This is a genomic window from Bifidobacterium sp. CP2, from assembly GCF_018555635.1.
Lineage (GTDB): Bacteria > Actinomycetota > Actinomycetes > Actinomycetales > Bifidobacteriaceae > Bifidobacterium > Bifidobacterium saguinibicoloris.
On the sequence record NZ_JAFEJX010000020.1, the window covers coordinates 1 to 19,455 of the forward strand.

Below are 19,455 nucleotides of genomic sequence, written 5' to 3' on the forward strand. Positions count from 1 at the left end.
GCTTGCTTGTACTGGTGCAGGTATCTGTGCATGTCGGCGAGACCGTTGAGGGTCGCGGCCACGTCAAATTGGTATGCGTCGGGGTTGGTTTCGGCGAGCTGCCGCAGGATGCTGAGCGCTTCCTGATGTTTCTGTTCGGCCTTCTCGTACTGGCGTAGGTCACGGTATAGGGTGGCGAGGCCGTTGAGGGTCGTGGCTACATCAAGTCGGTATGCGTCGGGGTTGGTTTCGGCGAGCTGCCGCAGGATGCTGAGCGCTTCCTGGTATTCCTGTTCGGCCTGCTCGTACCGGTGCTGGTCGCTGTGGAGGTTGGCGAGGTTGCTGAGCGTCATGGCTAGGTCGGGCTGGTAGTAGGTGCTGGGGTTGCTCTGGGCGAGCTGGCGCCAGATGCTGAGCGCTTCCTGGTATTCCTGTTCGGCCTGCTCGTACTGGCGTTGGCTGCTGTGGAGGTTGGCGAGGTTGCTGAGCGTCATGGCCGGGTCGGGCTGGTAGTAGGTGCTGGGGTTGCTCTGGGCGAGCTGGCGCCAGATGCTGAGCGCTTCCTGGTATTCCTGTTCGGCCTGCTCGTACTGGCGTTGGCTGCTGTGCAGGATGGCGAGGTTGCTGAGCGTCATGGCCAGGCCGGTCTGGTAGTAGGTGCTGGGGTTGCTCTGGGCGAGCTGGCGCCAGATGCTGAGCGCTTCCTGGTATTCCTGTTCGGCTCGTTCAGGCTGGTTCCTGCGAACATGCACTGCCGCGCAAAGCGTGTGAGTGTCGGCGATCATCGGCATATACCGCGCGTAGTCCATGTGATCGGCCAGCTGCTGGTATGCATCGATGGCCTTATGCCATTCCTGCAATGCCATATCTGCTGCATTCTTGTCGTCGCTGTGCTTCCTGCTGCGTCGATCCGCACGCTTGGCATTGCGCGCGTGCGTCGTCGCATCGAGGCGCAGAGACGCAATGGGATCGGTATCGCGTAGCAGCCGGTCAAGCACTACGCGCAGCGCATCGGTCTGACTGGGGTTGGTCAGAATCGGCATGATGCCCAGCGAGCCGAGGAACTTGATCTGAGCGTCGCGTTGCCGGGGATCGCTCGGCGCGGGAATGATGGCCACGTGATCATGGCGGGCGCTGCCAAACTGCTTCACCAGATCCAGCACATGCGTCGGGTCGGCTCGCATGCTGTTCTCGTCGTAGGGGAGTCCTTCGTACCCCAGCAGCAGCAGCGGTCGTTCGCTCATCAGCTCATGCAGCGCGGTGGCGAAGGGGCTGAGAGTTGCATCGTCATATACATGTGCACATTGCTGGTCGGTGATGATGAACTGCTGCTGGTTGGCCTGTGCAATGCCGAGTGCCACGCCGAACGCATGGGCGACGATGGGGGATCCGTTGGCGTCAGGATCGTCCGGGGCGATGGTGACGGGCGATTCGCCGGCCCTTTTGTATGCGAGTTCGATCCGGCGGTTCAGCATCGTAGTGACGACGCCGTCGGGGGACAGCAGGGTGATTGCGGTCAGCAGCAGACTGGTGCTAACCGCAATGTTCTTACTGTCAGTGATGATTCTCTGCGCGAGTAGGCGGTTAACCAGTGGCTCTCCCAGCGTATCGATGAGCTGAGTGGCGGCCTCAGACAGGTTGCCGTTATCGATGATCTGCTCGATGCCGTGGCGGCGATCCGGCTCGGACACGCTTCCGGCGACCTCTCGGAGCGCCTGCCGGTATGTGGGCATCGGGTTAGGGAATGCTTCGCCGACGACTGGCAGAGGACGCTTCGCGCGAGTGTCAGCATCATACGCCGAGCGCAGCACATCATAGGCTGCGCGGTTGCCTGCACTGAGCGCGGCGTCCCAGTCCAGTATGCTGTCGAGCGAGGCTTCCACTATGCGTCCTTTCTGCGCGTGCCTGACGGCGTGCGATTGCGCCTTTATTGTACCGATATTGCATAGCCTGCGCGCTATACGGGATTGTTGTCCTCTTCTGTGTCGTCGGCGTCGTCGGTGTCGTCATTCGGTTCACTGCCGATGCCGGTGTCGTTGTCGGGCATTGGCATCGGCGGCATATTGAGACGACTGCTAGGTCGGCGCCTATCGGGGCTAGAAATGTCATCGGCTCTTTCGGCATTTTCCATGGCCCTGCTTGTTTCGGTGCTTGATTCTTCGCTTTGGCTATTCGACGTATGAGCTGTTGCAGTCGACTTGTCAGCTTCGTCCCTTGTTGCATTCTTCTCGTTGGCGGAACTGCCATAGAAGGCCCTCTTGAATGGTTCTATGTTGGTGGCATCGAACTGGGCTTTGATGCCATTGACATCCTTCGCGTATGTATCTGCGTCTACCGGATTATTGGCATCCTTGGCGAGTTGTTGCAGCCTATCGTAGAGGTCGCGCGCATTCGTGTACACGGCGCTGCTCTCGGCACTTTTCGCCTTGCCGTCAACCACAGGGGTGGGATTTTTGATGTGCTTGCCGATAATCCTGATGATGCAGTCCTTGATACGTTGACGTTCGCTGTCGTCCGTGATGCGCCATGCGTCCATATTGGCAATGCCGTAGACAGTGTCGAGCATGCTGCGGTTGAGCAGCAGGTAGGGGCAGCGGCGCTCGATGAGGTCGAGGCCGACGTGATGGGCGAGTGCTTCGGCGAGATCGCCCAGCGTAGTCGAATCCAGTGGCTTTTCCCATGTGTTCCGCCGCTCTTCCGTGGCGCAGTAGGGATCCCAGTCGGCAGCCTCCTGCAGCAGGGCGAAGGTAGCGGGGGAGAGGCGGCTCTCCCAGTCCACGAGGTATGCCAGATAGTTGTCGTCGAACAGGCCGAACCTGATGAATTCGCGCACCATGTGCGGCAGCGGCGCATCGGATGCATGGTCGCGGTCGTGGATGAGCGATGTGAATTCGATGTCGCGCCTGATGATCTGCAAGGTCAGGTGCGGATAGGCGATGCGCATGGCGCAGGCGGCAAGACACTCATCGGGACTGAAATCAACGGCGGGGAAGGTGTCGTGCTGCATGCGCTCGACGGTCATGGCGTACAGGTTCTTCACGTCCAGCAGCGTGCGCTGGTCCGGCAGCTCGCTGCGGATGAGGGCCAGCAGGTCCGCGTTGCTCGGATTACCGCCGACCTGCGCGCCGCCGGTGTTGTTCTGCTGCGTGTTGTTCTGCTGCGCATTGTCCGCGGAATTCGCGGTGCGTGCGGAATCCGCGTCGCCCAGCACGGATGCGATGTCGTATGCGGGCGAGATGAACGGGCGCAGATAGACGCTCACGTCGAAGAACTTCGCCTTCGTCTCGGCGGTCACGGCGCCTAGCTGCCGTTCTTTCCACTTGCTGCCAAACACCCTGCTCGCCTCGTAGCGGTTCGGATCCAGCGCCTCGTCGCCCATGACATAGATGAACGTCACGGGAGGCTTGCCCTGTGCTTGCCGCGAATCGTTGATCAGGGTGTTGAGCTCGCGCAGTTCGTAGTAGATGTCGAACTGGTCCACGCGATCAAGATCCTCGAAGATGACGAACCGGATCTTGGCGCGTTCGATGAGGAAGACGATCTCGTCGATGTACTTGTCGAAGATGTCGATGTTGCCTCGCTCGTCTGTCTTGAGCTCGATCGTTTCGATCGACGCAGACATGCTCGACGGCTTCCACGGCAGATTGCGCACGAAGAACGTGGCGATGCCGGCTGCGACTGCCATAGCGACGGCGAGCATGAATTTCGGGCTGTTCCCCCAGAACTGTCCATCCCGCATCCGTGCCCAGATTCCCGCGAATCCGATGCCATTGGGAATGGCCGACAGCACCGTTGTAATCAGCAGCGCCAATGCGAAGACGGCGCCAGCGGTCGTCAGCGTTCGCCGCCAGGAACGGCTGCTGTACAGGCGGCGGTAGTGCGATCCGTTCACGACCGACGGGTCTGTGCTGTAGATCAGCTGCTTGACGATCTCCTTCTGAATGTCCTGCTTGATCTGATCGTGCTTCGCCTTCGTGTCGACCGACTGCATGATCTCCGACGACTTCACCAGAATGCATGGCGGAATGATTGGACCTAGTTTTGCGTCAAGGCGCTGCAGGATCGAATGAAACTTGGATTGCGCGTTCTGGTACCGCTTGGATTCCTTGTCATCCGTTTTTGCGGCGTTGCGCCCCCACGTCAGGCGGTTGAGGAAGCCCTTGAGTACGCTGCTCTTGCCGCTGCCGAACGTGCCCATGAGCGCTACGTTGCGCGGGGCGTCCATGGGATCGTCGGGATTGCAGACCGTGTAGAGCCTGCGGGCGTAGTCCTCGTGAAAGTGGGGATCGTAGTGCGGCACCAGCGAGTCCAGTGAATCGCTGCTCGGTGCACTGCTTGCCGTGTTGCTAGCTGCGCTGCCTGCTTCGCTGCCGCCTGCCATACTGCCCCCGTTCCTCGGTATGGTCAGCATCATACGCCGCCGCGATGATCGCCGCCGTGCGCGTCGTCTTGCGGCGACGCGGCCTCATGCGCCGGTCCATGTTGGCCCCTAGGCGCGGGCGCCGCGGTAGGCATTGGGGGTCATGCCGAGGCGTTTGCGGAACACGCTGATGAAATAGCTCGACGACGAGAATCCGCAGGCGCGCGCGACCTCCGCGACGGCACCGTCCGTCCCGGCCAGCAGCCGCTTGGCCTCCTCGAGCCGCCGTTCGGTCAGGTACTCGTTCGGTGTGCGGCCCACGTACCGTCTGAACAGCGCGCAGCAGCGGCTGCGGCTCACCGCGCCGGACCGTGCGATGTCGTCCAATCCCAGCGGTTCGGCGAATCGGCTCTGCACCATGCCGGTCATCTCCAGCACGACGATGCGGTCGCGCTGGTCCGAGGGCCCGCCGTCCTCGCGTGCGGCGCCGTCCGCGCCGGTCGTCGCGGCCGGGCGGAAACGGTCCAGCACCTTGTCGTACAGGCCGATGGCGGTCGCCGCCGCCGGCAGCGGGTCGATGTCCTCCGGCCCGTCCTTCGGGCGCCGGCGCCGGTCGCCGTGCATCTGCGCGACGAGCCGGTCGACGTCCGTCAGTACGTCACGCTGCCAGTCCACCTCGGGGGAGAGCGGCAGGAAATCGTCCATGTCCTGTGCGAACGCGCGTTCGCAGCGTGTCCTGACCGACGGCGCGACGTCCTCGACGAGGGATGGGCCGATCACCGCGCATGAGAACCGGGCGTCGCGCCGCTCCGGCGAGAACCCGTAGTGCAGGCGCGACGAGTTGACCACCATGCCCTCGCCCGGGCGCAGCAGCGTGACGCGGCCGTTGACGAAATAGCGCATCTCGCCGCTCACCACGCGGACGAACTCCAGGTCGCGATGCCAATGGCATGCGCACCGGTAGTCCGCGAAGATCGACAGCGCGTCGCAGCTCGCGTAGATCGGCAGCCCCGGCACCGCGTACGGCACACGCTCCGACAGGTCGGAGAGCAGCGATATCCGTTTCAGGCCCGTCTGCCCTGCCGGATCCGCAACCGTGTCCGTCATACGCCGCCTCCCGTGTCCGCGTCCGTACCGCCGCCGTTCGTCGCACCGCATCGCGCGATTCCGCCCGGACCATCATCGAAATACGATTTTACTATTCATCGGTCCGTAAGCGATATTTCGCGCCCTGTGGCGCGTTGCCGCTCGGCTTATCCTGTAACCAGCTTCCAGCTGCAGCGGACAAGCGAAACGACAATCCAAGAATCGTATGTGCCCGTGGATGATTACGACATCCGCCGGGCGCACCATACCGTGAAGGAGCAATGATTGCGATGCGTGAGCACACCGCTGGAATGTCCATGAGCGTCCGTCTCGCCGCCGAGTACGGGACCCTGATTGACGACTTCTTCGCCATCGCCCGCAGCTGGGTCGCCGAGCGCCTGGTCCAGCCGGACGAGGAGAACTGGTTCGCCATGTGGTACCCCGCCTCCGCCTCCCAGATCGCTTGACCTCCGGTGCCGGCGACACACGGCGCGCTGCCGGGCGAAACGCGGGTCTGACCGGTCCGATAGCCTTGCCGGAGAAGCCCGCCGTGACACGGCGGGTCAACGGACAAGGGAGGTCATCATGGCGGATGCCGTGAACGGAAGGAACATCGCGATCGTCACCGGAAGCGCCCTCGGGCTCGGCTACGAGCTGACCCGGCGTCTCATCGCCAAGGGCTGGTTCGTGGCCGGCATCGACTTCAACGCCGAACGCCAGGCAGAACTCGCCGGCGAATTCCCGGCCGACTCGTACCGGGGCTTCGTCGGCGACGTGTCCGACGAGGCGTTCGTCAAGGCGTCCGTCGCTGAGATCGCCGGGCTCGGCCACATCGACCTGCTCGTCAACAACGCCGGGCAGCCCTCGTTCAAGACGCCCACCGCCTATGAGGCGGCCGACGTCGACAAGTGTCTCAAGGGCCTCAAGGGCATGATCCTGTGGTCGGTCGAAACCCTGAAGGCCGACGGCGAAGCCGACCTCAAGATCGCGAACGTGATGAGCACCGCCGCCACGCGCGGCAACGCCAACGAATCCGTCTACTGCGCCACCAAGTGGGGCGAGAAGGGCTACACGCAGAGCCTCAAGGCCGCCTACAAGGGCACGAGCGTCAAGATCGTGGGCGTGTACCCGGGCGGCATCGACACCGCCTTCTACCGCGACAGCCACGACTACGTGTCCGAGGAGAAGCAGCACACGTTCATGGACCCCGGCCAGCTCGCCGACGTGATCCTGTTCAACCTCGTCAACGAGGCGAGCCTCACCGTCTCCGACGTCCTCATCGAACGCAACTACGTGTGAGGGCCGGGGAGGGCCGGGGAGGGCCGGACGCGGGCGGGAAACGAAGTAGCGGCCATGGGCTAATGTTGCATGGCTTGCGCAATCGGCGCAATCCATGCAGATATGAATGAAAGGCCATCGTGCCAGATACAACCTTCACCACGCCCGTGGTCGAAACGCACCTTCCCACCTTCCTCGAGCTCGGCGTGCCCGAGCCCCTGTGCCGCGTGCTCGCGGCCGACGGCAAGACCGAGGCGTTCCCCATCCAGGCGGACACCCTCCCGGACTCCCTCAACGGCAGGGACGTGCTGGGCCGCGGCCGCACCGGCTCCGGCAAGACGCTCGCATTCGCGCTGCCCATGGCGGCCCGGCTCATGGAGGCCGCATGGGAGCCCGGCATGCGCATGGGCCAGTACCGGTACAACGTCAAGCACATCCGCAGACGCCACCTCGAGGAGCGCCAGTCCGGCGACTTCCACCCGCATCCGCGCGGCCTCGTGCTCGCGCCCACGCGCGAACTCGCCAACCAGATCAACGACGTGCTCCAGCCGCTCGCCCAGATGGCCGGCATGACCACCACCACCGTGTACGGTGGCGTCAAGCAGAACCGTCAGGTGCGCGACCTCATGTCCGGCGCGGACATCGTGGTCGCCTGCCCGGGACGTCTCGAGGACCTGCTCAACCAGAAGCTCCTCACCCTGTCCGACGTGCGCGTCGTCGTACTCGACGAAGCCGACGAGATGGCGGACATGGGCTTCCTGCCGCCGGTGCGCCGCATCCTCGCACAGGTGCGCCCCGACGCCCAGCACATGCTGTTCTCCGCGACGCTCGACCACGGCGTGGACGAGCTCGTGCGCGAGTTCCTGCGCGACCCCAAGACGCACAGCGTGGACGAGCCCACCGCCGCCTCGGACATGATGACCCAGCATGTCTTCGCCGTCGAGAAGGACGACCGCATGGACGTCGTCCTCGCCCTCGCCGCCGGCAAGGGACGCCGCATCCTGTTCACCCGCACCAAGTACCAGGCGAAGAACCTGGCGAAGAAGCTCACCCAGCATGGCATCCCCGCCGCGCAGCTGCACGGCAACCTCAACCAGAACCAGCGCGACCGCAACCTCGCCGCGTTCGAGGACGGCGACGTGAACGTGCTCGTCGCCACCGACGTGGCCGCGCGCGGCATCGACGTGAGCAACGTCGAGCTCGTCATCCAGGTCGACCCGCCCGCCGACCCCAAGTCATTCGTGCACCGGTCCGGCAGGACCGCGCGCGCCGGCCGTCGCGGCGACGTGGTGACGCTCGTGCTGCCGTTCCAGCGCCGCGAGGCGCAGCGCATGCTCAAGGCGGCAGGCATCGACGAGAAGCCGGTCAAGGTGCGCCACGACTCCCCGCAGGTGCTCGAACTGGCGGGGGAGAAGGCCGAGCCCGTGTTCGGCTGGAACCTCGACGCCACGCAGCCCGCCGGCAACCCGCGTTCGCGCAAGGGCGGCAAGGGCCGTCCCGCGTCCGGACGCGACGGCGAGCCCCGTGATGGGAAGAGCCGCGACGAACGTCGGGAGGATCGTCCGAAGCTGAAGCGCAACCGAGCCGAACGCCGCGCCGGCATGCAGGGCGACCGTGAGGCGGAGGAGCGCGAACGTCGGTTCGAGACCGGCGCGACGCCGCACGCCAAGCGGTCCGCCAAACAGTCCGACAAGCGTGCGGACAGGCGCACGGGCAAGCGCTCCGCCGCGAACGCCACGAATGCCGCGAACCGTTCCGCGGGCGGCAAGCGCATCCACCACCACGACGAGAACCGCATCATCCAGGACGAGCGAAGCGAGAAGGTCAAACGGCATGAACGTCGCATGGCCGCCAAGCGCGGGGGAGCGCAGGGCGGGCCCCATCGGCGCCACACGGGCAAGCGGACGCGCGCGCCGTTCCGCAGCCGCTGAACCGTCCTCCGATGCCGTCGTCCCGTCGGATGCCGGCGGGACGACGGGTTCAACGCCGGTATAGGACGGTCCCGGCCGCGTCACGGATCGAGAACGACGGCTCCGACTCGACGTCGAGCTCCACGGTGAGCCGGTCGGAGCCGTCCGCGGCGACCGAACGGTACACGTACCGCTTGTTCTCGAGCAGCACCTTCTCAGTGCGCGCGTCGAGCAGCCACGGGTGGCGGCGGCGGATCGCGATCAGCGCCTGATGCAGCCGGTACGTGGGCTCGCCGAGCCGCGACAGCTCATCCGGGGTGTTGGGGAACTTCGGGCGCACGTCGTCGTCGCCGCCGAAGCGCTGTTCCTTGACGCCCACATACCCCTGCTCGTCGCCGTAGTAGACGCTCGGCACGCCGCCGACCGTCATCAGCACCGCCAGCGCGAGCGCCGCCTTGTCCGGGCCGATCTGGGAGGCGATGCGCGTCACGTCGTGGTTGCCGATGAACGTCTGCGGCACGAATGTGTCGAGGAATCCGTTGTGGCGTGTGAGGTTCCAGTCGAGTTCGAAGAAGTTGTCGGTCTCGAGCGCATGCTGGATGGACTTCCACAGCTCGTACTGCGTGACCGAATCCATGCCGGTCCCGCGCACGATCGCCGGGTAGTCGCCGTGGATGACCTCGCCGAAGATCCACGTGTACGGGTGCGCGGCCCTCACGCGCGGCAGCACCTGCGCCCAGAACGCGGGCGGCACGGCGTATGCGGCGTCGAGACGCCATCCGGAGGCGCCCCGGTCGAGCCAGTGGTCCATCACGTCCGTCACGTAGCGGACGGTCGCGGGGTTGTCATGGTCGAGGTCGACCAGGTCGCCGTGGCCTTCGAACACGTCGAGCGTCGGCTTCCCGTCGGCGTCGCGTGAGGCGCGCACCAGCCCGCGCCATGGTTCGTCGGCGGGCGAGAGCGTGCCGGCCGCCTCGTCGATCGCGGCCCTGACGGCGGGATGCGAGCGGGAGACGTGGTTGAACACGCCGTCGAGCACGATGGACAGGCCCATGCCGCGGCACGCCTCGGCGAGCCGGTCGAATACGGCGTCGCCGCCGAGGCGCACGTCGACGTGCATGTGGTCGAGCGTGTCGTAGCCGTGCGTGGCCGATTCGAAGACCGGTCCCAGCAGCAGCCCCGACGCGCCGAGGTCGCGCACGTAGCCGAGCCAGGGGATGAGCGCGTCGAGCCCCCGTCCGTGGAATTCGCGCGGGCCTTGCGGGCGGATGTCGCATCCGCAGAACCCCAGCGGGTACACGTGCCAGAAGATTCCGTGACGAGCCCAGTCGGGCATTGACCCCACACGGTCGGAATCACGGACGGCATCACCGGCCGCGATCCGGTTGACGGTTCCATTCATGACGCACCTCCCAACGCCATCGCGATCACTGCGAGTTGACGTCATGTCTATTTTCGCACATCCGTCCGTCGGACGACGGCGACACGACGGCGACCGTGCCGCTACGTAGTCGGTCATCGGCTACAATCGTCGTGACGGTTACGCCATCCTGCGAAGAAGAAGGTGATCATCCCCGTGGACGTGTCGTTCGCCCATTTCCTCCAACAGGTGTTCTCGAACCCGGCGTTGTTCGTGACGACGTTGCTCACGCTCGGGGTCATCTTCGTCAACGGGTGGACGGATGCTCCCAACGCCATCGCCACATGCGTGACCACGCGCTGTATGCGTGTGCGGTCCGCCGTGGTCATGGCCGCCGTGTTCAACTTCCTCGGCGTGTTCCTCATGACGCAGATCAACGCGTCGGTCGCCTCCACCATCAGCACGATGGTTGATTTCGGCGGGGACACGGACGCCGCGCTCATCGCCCTGTGCGCCGCGTTGTTCTCCATCGTCGTCTACAGCGTGGGCGCCTCGATGCTCGGCATCCCCACGTCCGAGAGCCACAGCCTCATCGCCGGCCTGTCCGGCGCGGCCATCGCCATCCAGGGCGGCATCGCCGGCATCAACATGGGCGAATGGGTCAAGGTGCTGTACGGTCTGGCGGCGAGCCTGCTCATCGGGTTCGCCATGGGATGGCTGGTGTGCAAGGCGGTGACGCTGGTCTGCGCCGGCCTCGACCGGCGGCGCACGAACGGGTTCTTCACCGGCGCGCAGATCGCCGGCGCGGCCGCCATGAGCTTCATGCACGGCGCCCAGGACGGCCAGAAGTTCATCGGCGTGCTGTTCCTCGGCATGGCCCTGAGCAACGGACAGTCGTCGGTCGTCGGCGTGGTCATCCCCGTGTGGCTGATGATCCTGTGCAGCACCATCATGGGCGTCGGCACCTCCGTCGGCGGCGAGAAGATCATCAAGTCGGTCGGCATGGACATGGTCCGCCTCGAGAAATACCAGGGATTCTCCGCCGACCTGTCGAGCGCCCTGTGCCTATTGCTCATGACCGTGCTCGGCATCCCCGTGTCCACCACGCACACCAAGACCAGCGCCATCATGGGCGTGGGCGCCGTGCGCCGCCTGTCCGCCATCAACTTCGGCGTGGTGCGTGACATGATGCTCACCTGGGTGTTCACGTTCCCCGGGTGCGGCATCATCAGCTACGCGATGGCCAAGCTCTTCATGTTCGTCTTCTGACCCGTCCCACCACGGGTCTCCGACACTTCCCACGAGAAAGGACCACACCACATGGCGAGGAAGAACGACTCCTTCTACTTCGACTCGTTCCAAGGCAGCGCCGAACATGCATGCCGGGCCGCCCGTCTCCTGTCGGACGTGATGCACGGTTTCGATTCCGAGCGCCTGCGCGAGCGCATGGAGGAGATGCACGGCATCGAACAAGCCGCCGACAAGATCCGCCACGGCCTCATGGACGAGCTGGTGACCGCGTTCATCACGCCGTTCGACCGCGAGGACATCGCCGAGCTGAGCCACGTCCTCGACGACGTTACCGACTCGATCGAGGGCGTGCTCGACCGTCTCTACTACGACAACGTCACCGACATGCGCTCCGACGCCATCGAGATGGCCGATATGGTGGTGCGCGCCACTGAACGCATCCGCGAGCTCACGGCCGAACTGCCGCGCTTCAAGCGATCCAGGACGCTGCGCGAGCTCGTGTTCGCGATCAACACCATCGAAACCGACGCCGACCATGTGTTCATCAAGGCGATGCGGGCCCTGCACACCGAGGGCGGCGACCCGCTGCAGGTGTTCGCATGGCACGACGTGTACCGTCACCTCGAGCGGTGCTCCGACGACTGCGAACGCGTCGCCAACACCGTCGACAGCATCGTCATGAAGAACAGCTGACGGGGCGGGTGGCCGCTCACGCCTACCGGTGTTCGCGGATCCACAGGATCGCGAGCTGCGTGCGGTTCGCGAGTCCCAGTTTGTCGAGGATCGCGCTCACCCGGTTGCGCACGGTGCCTTCGCTGAGGAACAGCCGGGAGGCGATGTCCCGGTTGTCCAATCCTTCGGCGACGAGCGCGGCGATGGCGCGTTCGCGGTCGTTCAGCAGCGCGTCCATCGCGCCGTCCGGTTCGACGGCGGACGATGCGATGCCGCGGGACGATGCGGCGGAGGCTTCGTCCACGCCCTCGTGGGAACCGGTGGATGCCGCCGGCGCGGTGAGTTTGCCGAGCACGTCGGCGCCGAGCACCACCTGTCCGGCCATGACCGCGTTCAGCGCGGGTGCGACCGACGCCACGTCCTGTTTGATGAGATAGCCCTTCGCGCCCAACGCCATCGCCCGGTCGATGTACGCCTTGTCCGCGAACGTGGTGAGCACGAGGATGCGCGCCGCCGGGTCCTTGGCGAGGATCGCGCGCGCCGCGTCGAGCCCGTCGCGCCCGGGCATCTGCACGTCCACGAGCAGCACGTCCGGCCGGTTCGACGGCGTCTCGAAGTACCTCCGCACCGTCGCGTCGCCGTCGTGCGCCGTCCACAGCACGTCGGCCGTCCCCGTCGCCTCGAGGATCGTCGCCAACGATTGGCAGACGATCGGGTCGTCGTCCGCTATCGCTATCCGCATCATGCGCCTCCGTTCGTATCGTCGTCGTCATGCACGGCCCATGGTCCTTTCGGTATGGCGGCGAACACGCGCCAGCCATCGCCGTACGGTCCGCACGCCGACGTGCCGCCGACCGCGCGCACGCGTTCGGCGATGTCCGCGAGTCCCATGCCGCGCGGCGCCTCGCCGGCCACGCGCGCCGGCTCCGCGCCTTCGTCGAGTCTCGGCCCCGGGTCGAGTACGACCAGCTGCCAGAGCGCGGGGAAGTCGCGCAACGTGACCGTTGCCGTCCGGGCGGCGCTGTGCCGCGCCGTGTTTGACAACGATTCGCGGATCACCGTGGCGAGGCATCGGGCCACCGGCGCCGGTGCGGAGGCGACGTCGCAGGTCATGGCCACCCGGAAGCCGGGGGAGGCGCCGTCGAACGCATGGGCGGCCGCGTCGATCTGCGCGGCGAAATCGGTGCCGTCGTCCTCCAGGTCGTGCACGGAGCGCCGCACCATCGTCATCGCGTCGTCCAACGTCGCGCCGAGTGCGGCGAAACCGGCCGACGCCGTCCGATCGTCGGTCGCGTCGGCCACGGCACCGCCCGCCTTCGCCTGCATGATCGCGCGCGTGAGCAGATGGCCGACGTTGTCGTGGATCTCGCGCGCGATGCGCGTGCGTTCGCCGAGCGCGGCGACGCGCACCGCACGCGCACGCTCCTCGTCCAGGTCGGCGATGCGCGTGCGCGCGTCCCGGGCCTCCTGACGCGCCGTGTCCCGCTCCGACCGCAGCGCCCGACGCGACCCGGCGACGTCCCGCTCCGAACGGCCCAACGCGAACCCGAGGGCCGTGCACAACGCGGCCGTCAGCAGCGTCGACGGGCGGACGACGGCGGCCGACGGACCGTCATGAAGATACGCGGCCACGGGCCGCAGCAGCGGCAGCGCCCACGCGAACCGGACGACGATGTCGACGGCGAGACGGACCGTCGTCCGCCCGGTCCCGTACACGGCGGGACGGGCGGACGCGGAACCGGACACCGGCGGACCGGCGCATGCCAGATCGTAGGCGGCCAACGGCAGGAACACACACCATCGCGGCTCGAGAAGGGCCAACGCCGCATACGCGAGCGGCGGCATCCAACCGGCGTCCCCCGTCCCCATGGACGATGACGCGGGACCGATGGGCCGGAGGGAACGCAGCCAGGCGGCGAGCGCCGTCGCGCACACGGCGAGCAGCATCCCCGCGGTCGTCGCCATGCCGTCCGAAGCCGGCCATGACGGCACGGGACCGGATGCGGGGGATGCGGTGACGGCGAACGTCAGACACAGGCCGAACAGCAGCGTCTTGACCAGCAGTTCGCGCATGCCGCCTCCCCCTTTCCGTCATGGCCTCCAATCAGCTCCAGCTTAGCCCGCGGCCGCGGGCGGATGACAAATGTCATGTCCGTCGCGCGAGGCGTGACGTTCGTCGGTGGAATCCGGCCGCCGCATGGAAGGACAATGGAATCACCATCCAAGGAAAGGGGAGACGGCCATGACGATGAACACAGCGACGGCCGCGGACACGACCCCGGCGGTCAAGGTCGACGGCCTCGTCAAACGCTACGGGGACATGGTGGCGCTCGACCACTTCGACCTCGAGGTGCGCCGCGGCGAGATCTTCGGACTGCTCGGACCGAACGGCTCCGGCAAGACCACCGCCATCAACTGCATCCTCGCGTTGCTCACCTACGATTCCGGCTCCATCCGGGTCTTCGGCGAACCGATGACGCCCACCAGCTACGCGCTCAAACGCCGCATCGGCATCGTGCCGCAGAACGTCGCCGTGTTCGACGAGCTCACCGTGAGCGAGAACATCGACTACTTCTGCTCCCTGTACGTGCCGAGGAAAGCCGACCGCGCGCCCCTGGTCGAACAGGCCATCGACTTCGCGGGATTGGGGGACTTCCGCAAGTACCGGCCGCGCAAGCTGTCCGGCGGACTCCTGCGCCGCCTCAACATCGCCTGCGGCATCGCCCACAGGCCCGACCTCATCTTCTTCGACGAACCCACCGTGGCCGTCGACCCGCAGAGCCGCAACGCGATCCTCGAAGGCATCGAGGGACTCAACCAGGCGGGAGCCACCGTCGTCTACACGAGCCATTACATGGAGGAGGTCGAACGGATCTGCGACCGCATCCTCATCATGGACCACGGCCGGCATCTGGCCCTCGGCACCGCCGACGAACTCAAGGCCATGATCGACACCGGCGAACGCATCACCGTCGAGACCCTCGACCTGGACGACACGGCGCTCGCCTCCGTACGCGCCCTGCCATGCGTCATCGAGGCGACGTACGACGGCCGTGAGCTCGACGTGCGCTGCCGCCGCGGCGAACACAACCTCGTCGACCTCATCGGCGTGCTGCGCGAGCACGGCGCCAACGTCGGACACCTCACCAGCCGGCCGCCCAGCCTCAACGACGTGTTCCTCGAACTCACCGGCAAGGCCCTGAGGGACTGACCGGCCGCACCGAACGGCATTCGGAAGGAGACGCATCATGTGGTCCACATTCGTCACGACGCTCAAGACCAACCTCAGGAACCGCAGCGCCCTGTTCTGGCTCATCGTCTTCCCGCTCGCGCTCGCCACCCTGTTCAACGGCATGCTCTCCGGACTGAACGAGGGATACGAGCTCAAGGCCGTGCCCCTGGCCGTCGTCCAGGACGCGAACTGGGACAAGGCCGAGGGGGCGAAAACGTTCGTCGGCGTGCTGTCGGGGAAGGAGCGGGCCTCATCCGGCACCGACTCCGACGGCGGAGCCGCCGGCGAACGCATGACCCTGTTCACGGCCGTCGACGTCGACGGGCTCGACGAGGCGCGAACGGCGTTCGCCGACGGGAAGGCCGACGGCTATCTGCGCGCCGACGGGAACGGCCGACTGTCCCTGACGCTCTCGCCCGCCACCGCGAACGCGATCCGCGGCGGCGCGACGGGCGCCGACTCCAACACGGCCATCACCGTGGCCGCGATAGACACCATGCTCGGCCTGTACAACCGCACCGACGCCACCGTACGTGACCTCATCGCACGCAACCCGCAGGCCGCGGCCAGCCGCGCGTTCTGGGAATCCGTCGGCGAGACCGCGGGCCTCACCCGGGAGACGAGCCTGACGAACGCCAAGCCCGACACGACCGCACGATACTACTACGCGCTGCTCGGCATGGCCTGCCTCATGGCCATGGGATACTCGATCTCCGCCGTCACCACGGCGCAGGCCAACCTGTCCGCGCTGGGCATCCGCCGCACCGTCGCTCCATTGGGACGCGGACGGCAGCTCATCGCCGGATTCCTCGCCGGCTGGTTCTGCTCCGCCGCAAGCCTCACCATCGCCCTCGCCTACATCCGCTACGGCTGCGGCATACCCCTGGGAGGACGCGAACCCGCCGCCGTGCTCGCCGTAGCCGTAGCCTCGTTCATGGCCTGCGCGTTCGGCACGATGATCGGCGCGATACCGAAACTCCCGCACGGCGTCAAAACGGGCCTGACCAGCGCCATCCCCTGCGCGCTGTCGCTGTTCTCCGGACTCTACGGCCAATTCGCCATGGACCTCAGCGACTGGATCGAACGCCACGCGCCCGCGCTCGCCGTCATCAACCCCGCCCAGCAGGTGACCAACCTGTTCTACGACATCCTCTACTACGACAGCTACCGTCCGTTCGCCGAGACCTGCGGGATCCTCCTCGCCATGAGCGCGGTGTTCCTCGCCGCCGGCGTCATCATGCTCAAGGAGCAACGCTATGAACACCTGTAAGGCCACGCTGCGCATCCTCGCCGCGCACAAGCTGTACATCATCATCTACCTCGTGCTCATCGGCGTCATGATGCTCGCCGTCGGCGGATCCGCCCTCGGCGCGGTCGGCGGCGGAAGCGACGCCACCTATACGCCCGAACGGGCGAAGGTCGCCGTCATCGACCGCGACGGGAACCGGGGACACATCGCCTCCGCCATGCGATCGGCCCTGTCCGAAGGCAACGACCTCGTCGACGTCGCCGACGACCCGGAGACGCTGCAGCAGGCCGTCGCCTCCAACTGGGTCGACCTCATCGTCATCATCCCCGACGGCTACGCCGACCGCATGATCGCCTCCGTCACCACGGACGGTGCTACGGACGGCACGGACGGCACGGCGGGAACGGACACGAAGGCCGCGACGGCGGCCCCCACGGTCGACACCGTCACCAGCTACACGTCCGGCGCCGGCTCCATGGCCTCCATGAACGTCACCGGATTCCTCTCCATGACCCGCACCACGCTCATCGGCACGCACGTCACCGCACACATCCCCGGCACGAACGACGCGGCCGGCAACGCCGACGCGAACACGAACGCGGGCGCGACCACCACCGACAGCCTGCCCGAAGGCACGGTGACCGGACTGACCCTGCACGACCTCGCCGCCGCCGCGACACGGGCAAGCGACCTCGCCCGCGACCGCAGAACCAACCCCGGGATCCGCATCGATCACACCGGCGAATCCGCCGCATCCTCCGAGGCCAAGAGCCGCGCCGCGCTCGCCGACGGCTTCGGCGGCATGATGAAGACGCTGCTCTACCCGCTGTTCCTCGCCATGACCGTCTGCACGGCGCTGGTCATGGGCGTGTTCGGCACCGGCGAGGTCCGGCGGCGTCTGATCGCCTCGCCGCAACGCTCCTCGGCGATGGGCATGCAGCGCATGGCCGCCCTGTGCGCGTTCGCGCTGGTCGTCGTGGCCGCCTATTTCGTCGTGGCCTTCGTGCTGATGCTCGCGATGGGAATCGACCCTCTGACCCTGCCGCCGGCGGGCGTCGCGATGACGGCCGTCTCGACCGCCGTCTACGCGATGATGACCGTCGCCTGTGGCTTCATGCTGGGGGAGACCGGGTGCGGCGACACGATGGCCAACGGCTTCGCCAACGTGTTCGGCCTGCTGCTCCTGTTCACCTCCGGCGCCACGTTCCCGCTGGACATGATCCCCGCGCCGATGCTCACGATCGGTCGCATGCTGCCCTCCTGGTGGTACTGCACGTCCATCGACGACGCGTTCGGCATCGGCACCGCCGCGACCGGCGGCGTGGACGTCGCGGGCTGGGCCGCCTCGCTCGGGCTCGTCGCCCTGTTCGCCCTCGCCTTCGCCTGCGTGGGTCTCGCCGTGGGGAGGATCAGGCGTTCGCGCCCCGCGTCCGCGGCGTCCCCGGTCACGCGGCTCGCCGAGGCGTGAGCCTGCGGATCGTGGACCTCCGGCGGCGCGACCCTCCCGGGCCCTCCGCGCCGCCGGAGGTTCGTCTATAATTCCCAAGTCATATCCGACGCCCACCAACGCCGTTCGAAAGGTTTGCCGGAAGCTATGCGACAGGGATTCGACAACGACAGGTACATCGACATGCAGGCGACGAGAATCCGCGAGCGCATCGCGCGCTTCGGCGGCAAACTCTACCTCGAGTTCGGCGGCAAGCTGTTCGACGACTACCACGCCTCGCGCGTGCTGCCCGGCTTCGAGCCGGATGTGAAGTTCCGCATGCTGGAAAGCCTCGTCGACGACGTGGAGATCGTGATCGCGGTCAACGCGAACCATATCGAGAAGGCGAAGACGCGCGGCGACCTGGGCATCACGTACGACGAGGACGTGCTGCGTCTCATCGACGTGTTCCGTTCCCGTGGCTTCTACGTCGGCTCGGTGGTGCTCACCCAGTTCGCGGGCCAGCCGGCGGCCGAGGCGTACCGTCGCCGCCTGGGGCAGTTGGGCGTCACCTGCCATCTGCATTATCCGATCCCCGGCTATCCGCACGACATCGAACGCATCGTCTCCGATGAAGGCTACGGGCGCAACGACTACATCGAGACGACCCGTCCGCTCGTCGTCGTCACGGCGCCCGGCCCCGGTTCGGGCAAGCTCGCCACGTGCCTGTCGCAGCTCTACCATGAGCACAGGCGCGGCATCGAGGCCGGCTACGCGAAGTATGAGACGTTCCCGATCTGGAACCTGCCGTTGAACCATCCGGTGAACATCGCGTACGAGGCGGCCACCGCAGACCTCGACGACGCGAACATCATCGACCCGTTCCATCTGGAGGCGCACGGCGAGACGACCGTCAACTACAATCGCGACGTGGAGGCGTTCCCGGTGCTCAAAGCCATGATGGAGCGCATCATGGGGGAGAGCCCGTACCAGAGCCCCACCGACATGGGCGTCAACATGGCCGGCTACGCGATCGTGGACGACGAGGCGTGCCGCGAGGCCGCGCGGCTGGAGATCGTGCGCCGCTACTTCACCGCCGCCGTACGGTTCAAACGCACCGGCGAGGGCGAGGAACAGCTCGAACGGCTGCGTTCGATCATGAAGAAGGCCGGCGTGGACGAGGACCTGTCGCCGGCGCGCGCCGCCGCCCTCAAACGCGAGGAGGAGACCGGCGCCCCGGCCGGCGCGATGGTCCTGCCCGACGGACGCGTCGTCACCGGAAAGACGGGCGTGCTGCTCGGCGCCGCCAGTGCCCTCATGATGAACGCGCTCAAGGCCGTCACCGGCGTGGACGCCGACCTGCCGGTCATCGACGACAAGGCCATCGAACCGATCTGCCGGCTCAAGACCGAGCATCTGCACAGCGTGAACCGGCGTCTGCACTCCGACGAGACGCTCATCGCCCTGTCCATCACGAGTGCGGAGGACGAGACCGCCGCCCGCGTGGTCGCCGGGCTCGAGCAGCTGCGCGGCTGCGACGCATTCTTCTCCGTCATCGTCTCCGCGGCCGACGAGGCCCTCTACCGCAAGCTCGGCGTCAACGTCTCCTGCGAACCCAAGTACGAGCGGGTGAGCCTCTACCACAAGTGACG

15 protein-coding genes are annotated in these 19,455 nt (G+C 66.4%); 9 read left to right on the forward strand and 6 right to left on the reverse strand.

All coding sequences use genetic code 11. From position 1 onward, the window contains the following. The 3 genes from JS531_RS11330 to JS531_RS10535 all read right to left on the reverse strand — a co-directional run. On the reverse strand, positions 1-1,862 hold a 1,862-nt coding region (locus tag JS531_RS11330; RefSeq protein ID WP_214315788.1), incomplete at its 3' end, for a tetratricopeptide repeat protein. Between the two features lie 74 nt (positions 1,863-1,936). Next, complete coding sequence (locus JS531_RS10530; RefSeq protein ID WP_214315789.1) at positions 1,937-4,360, reverse strand: hypothetical protein; 2,424 nt, start codon at positions 4,358-4,360, stop codon at positions 1,937-1,939. A gap of 108 nt (positions 4,361-4,468) precedes the next feature. After that, the gene (locus tag JS531_RS10535; protein ID WP_214315790.1) at positions 4,469-5,446 is read right to left on the reverse strand and encodes a helix-turn-helix domain-containing protein; all 978 of its coding nucleotides are present in this window, start codon (positions 5,444-5,446) and stop codon (positions 4,469-4,471) included. Positions 5,447-5,706: 260 nt separating this feature from the next. On the opposite strand from JS531_RS10535, the gene JS531_RS10540 reads away from it, so the two are divergent. The 3 genes from JS531_RS10540 (at position 5,707) to JS531_RS10550 (ending at position 8,634) form a co-directional block, all read left to right on the forward strand. Next, positions 5,707-5,892, forward strand: a complete 186-nt coding sequence (locus tag JS531_RS10540; RefSeq protein WP_214315791.1) for a hypothetical protein — start codon at positions 5,707-5,709, stop codon at positions 5,890-5,892. 118 nt (positions 5,893-6,010) lie between these two features. Then, entirely contained in the window at positions 6,011-6,724 is a 714-nt protein-coding gene (locus JS531_RS10545; RefSeq protein ID WP_214315792.1) for an SDR family NAD(P)-dependent oxidoreductase, read from the forward strand. A 119-nt stretch (positions 6,725-6,843) separates the two neighbouring features. Further along, positions 6,844-8,634 (forward strand): DEAD/DEAH box helicase, encoded by a 1,791-nt coding sequence (locus JS531_RS10550; protein ID WP_346427786.1) that lies wholly within the window; start codon positions 6,844-6,846, stop codon positions 8,632-8,634. 49 nt (positions 8,635-8,683) lie between these two features. Here the strand turns inward: JS531_RS10550 and JS531_RS10555 are convergent, their stop codons facing one another. Continuing rightward, positions 8,684-9,949, reverse strand: coding sequence for an alpha-amylase family protein (locus JS531_RS10555; RefSeq protein WP_214315793.1), 1,266 nt, complete (start codon positions 9,947-9,949; stop codon positions 8,684-8,686). A gap of 240 nt (positions 9,950-10,189) precedes the next feature. On the opposite strand from JS531_RS10555, the gene JS531_RS10560 reads away from it, so the two are divergent. Together JS531_RS10560 and JS531_RS10565 are read left to right on the forward strand one after the other, a co-directional pair. After that, the gene (locus JS531_RS10560; protein ID WP_214315820.1) at positions 10,190-11,242 is read left to right on the forward strand and encodes an inorganic phosphate transporter; all 1,053 of its coding nucleotides are present in this window, start codon (positions 10,190-10,192) and stop codon (positions 11,240-11,242) included. Between the two features lie 51 nt (positions 11,243-11,293). Beyond that, the gene (locus JS531_RS10565) at positions 11,294-11,917 is read left to right on the forward strand and encodes a DUF47 family protein (RefSeq protein WP_214315794.1); all 624 of its coding nucleotides are present in this window, start codon (positions 11,294-11,296) and stop codon (positions 11,915-11,917) included. A 22-nt stretch (positions 11,918-11,939) separates the two neighbouring features. On the opposite strand, the gene JS531_RS10570 is transcribed toward JS531_RS10565, so the two are convergent. Continuing rightward, the gene (locus JS531_RS10570) at positions 11,940-12,638 is read right to left on the reverse strand and encodes a response regulator transcription factor (RefSeq protein WP_214315822.1); all 699 of its coding nucleotides are present in this window, start codon (positions 12,636-12,638) and stop codon (positions 11,940-11,942) included. Continuing rightward, positions 12,638-13,861 carry a histidine kinase gene (locus JS531_RS10575; protein ID WP_214315824.1) on the reverse strand — a complete coding sequence of 408 codons (1,224 nt, stop codon included), beginning with the start codon at positions 13,859-13,861 and terminating at the stop codon, positions 12,638-12,640. The genes JS531_RS10570 and JS531_RS10575 overlap by 1 nt, the downstream gene beginning before the upstream one ends. Before the next feature lie 277 nt (positions 13,862-14,138). Between JS531_RS10575 and JS531_RS10580 the strand changes: the two genes are divergently transcribed. The 4 genes from JS531_RS10580 (at position 14,139) to JS531_RS10595 (ending at position 19,453) form a co-directional block, all read left to right on the forward strand. Further along, the gene (locus tag JS531_RS10580; RefSeq protein ID WP_214315796.1) at positions 14,139-15,107 is read left to right on the forward strand and encodes an ABC transporter ATP-binding protein; all 969 of its coding nucleotides are present in this window, start codon (positions 14,139-14,141) and stop codon (positions 15,105-15,107) included. A gap of 37 nt (positions 15,108-15,144) precedes the next feature. Then, entirely contained in the window at positions 15,145-16,398 is a 1,254-nt protein-coding gene (locus JS531_RS10585; protein ID WP_214315797.1) for an ABC transporter permease, read from the forward strand. Continuing rightward, a complete protein-coding gene (locus tag JS531_RS10590; protein ID WP_214315799.1) occupies positions 16,385-17,845 on the forward strand; it encodes an ABC transporter permease in 1,461 nt (486 codons plus the stop codon). Before JS531_RS10585 ends, JS531_RS10590 begins: the two co-directional genes overlap by 14 nt. Before the next feature lie 126 nt (positions 17,846-17,971). Then, entirely contained in the window at positions 17,972-19,453 is a 1,482-nt protein-coding gene (locus tag JS531_RS10595; protein ID WP_214315801.1) for a DUF1846 domain-containing protein, read from the forward strand. The last annotated feature ends 2 nt before the right edge of the window (positions 19,454-19,455 follow it).

Coding starts and splice junctions, on each gene's coding strand:
- JS531_RS10565 (WP_214315794.1), top strand. CDS start 11,294: ATGGCGAGGAAGAACGACTCCTTCTACTTCGACTCGTTCCAAGGCAGC.
- JS531_RS10570 (WP_214315822.1), bottom strand. CDS start 12,638: ATGCGGATAGCGATAGCGGACGACGACCCGATCGTCTGCCAATCGTTG.
- JS531_RS10545 (WP_214315792.1), top strand. CDS start 6,011: ATGGCGGATGCCGTGAACGGAAGGAACATCGCGATCGTCACCGGAAGC.
- JS531_RS10530 (WP_214315789.1), bottom strand. CDS start 4,360: ATGGCAGGCGGCAGCGAAGCAGGCAGCGCAGCTAGCAACACGGCAAGC.
- JS531_RS10585 (WP_214315797.1), top strand. CDS start 15,145: ATGTGGTCCACATTCGTCACGACGCTCAAGACCAACCTCAGGAACCGC.
- JS531_RS10535 (WP_214315790.1), bottom strand. CDS start 5,446: ATGACGGACACGGTTGCGGATCCGGCAGGGCAGACGGGCCTGAAACGG.
- JS531_RS10555 (WP_214315793.1), bottom strand. CDS start 9,949: ATGCCCGACTGGGCTCGTCACGGAATCTTCTGGCACGTGTACCCGCTG.
- JS531_RS10595 (WP_214315801.1), top strand. CDS start 17,972: ATGCGACAGGGATTCGACAACGACAGGTACATCGACATGCAGGCGACG.
- JS531_RS10540 (WP_214315791.1), top strand. CDS start 5,707: ATGATTGCGATGCGTGAGCACACCGCTGGAATGTCCATGAGCGTCCGT.
- JS531_RS10575 (WP_214315824.1), bottom strand. CDS start 13,861: ATGGCGACGACCGCGGGGATGCTGCTCGCCGTGTGCGCGACGGCGCTC.
- JS531_RS10590 (WP_214315799.1), top strand. CDS start 16,385: ATGAACACCTGTAAGGCCACGCTGCGCATCCTCGCCGCGCACAAGCTG.
- JS531_RS10580 (WP_214315796.1), top strand. CDS start 14,139: ATGACGATGAACACAGCGACGGCCGCGGACACGACCCCGGCGGTCAAG.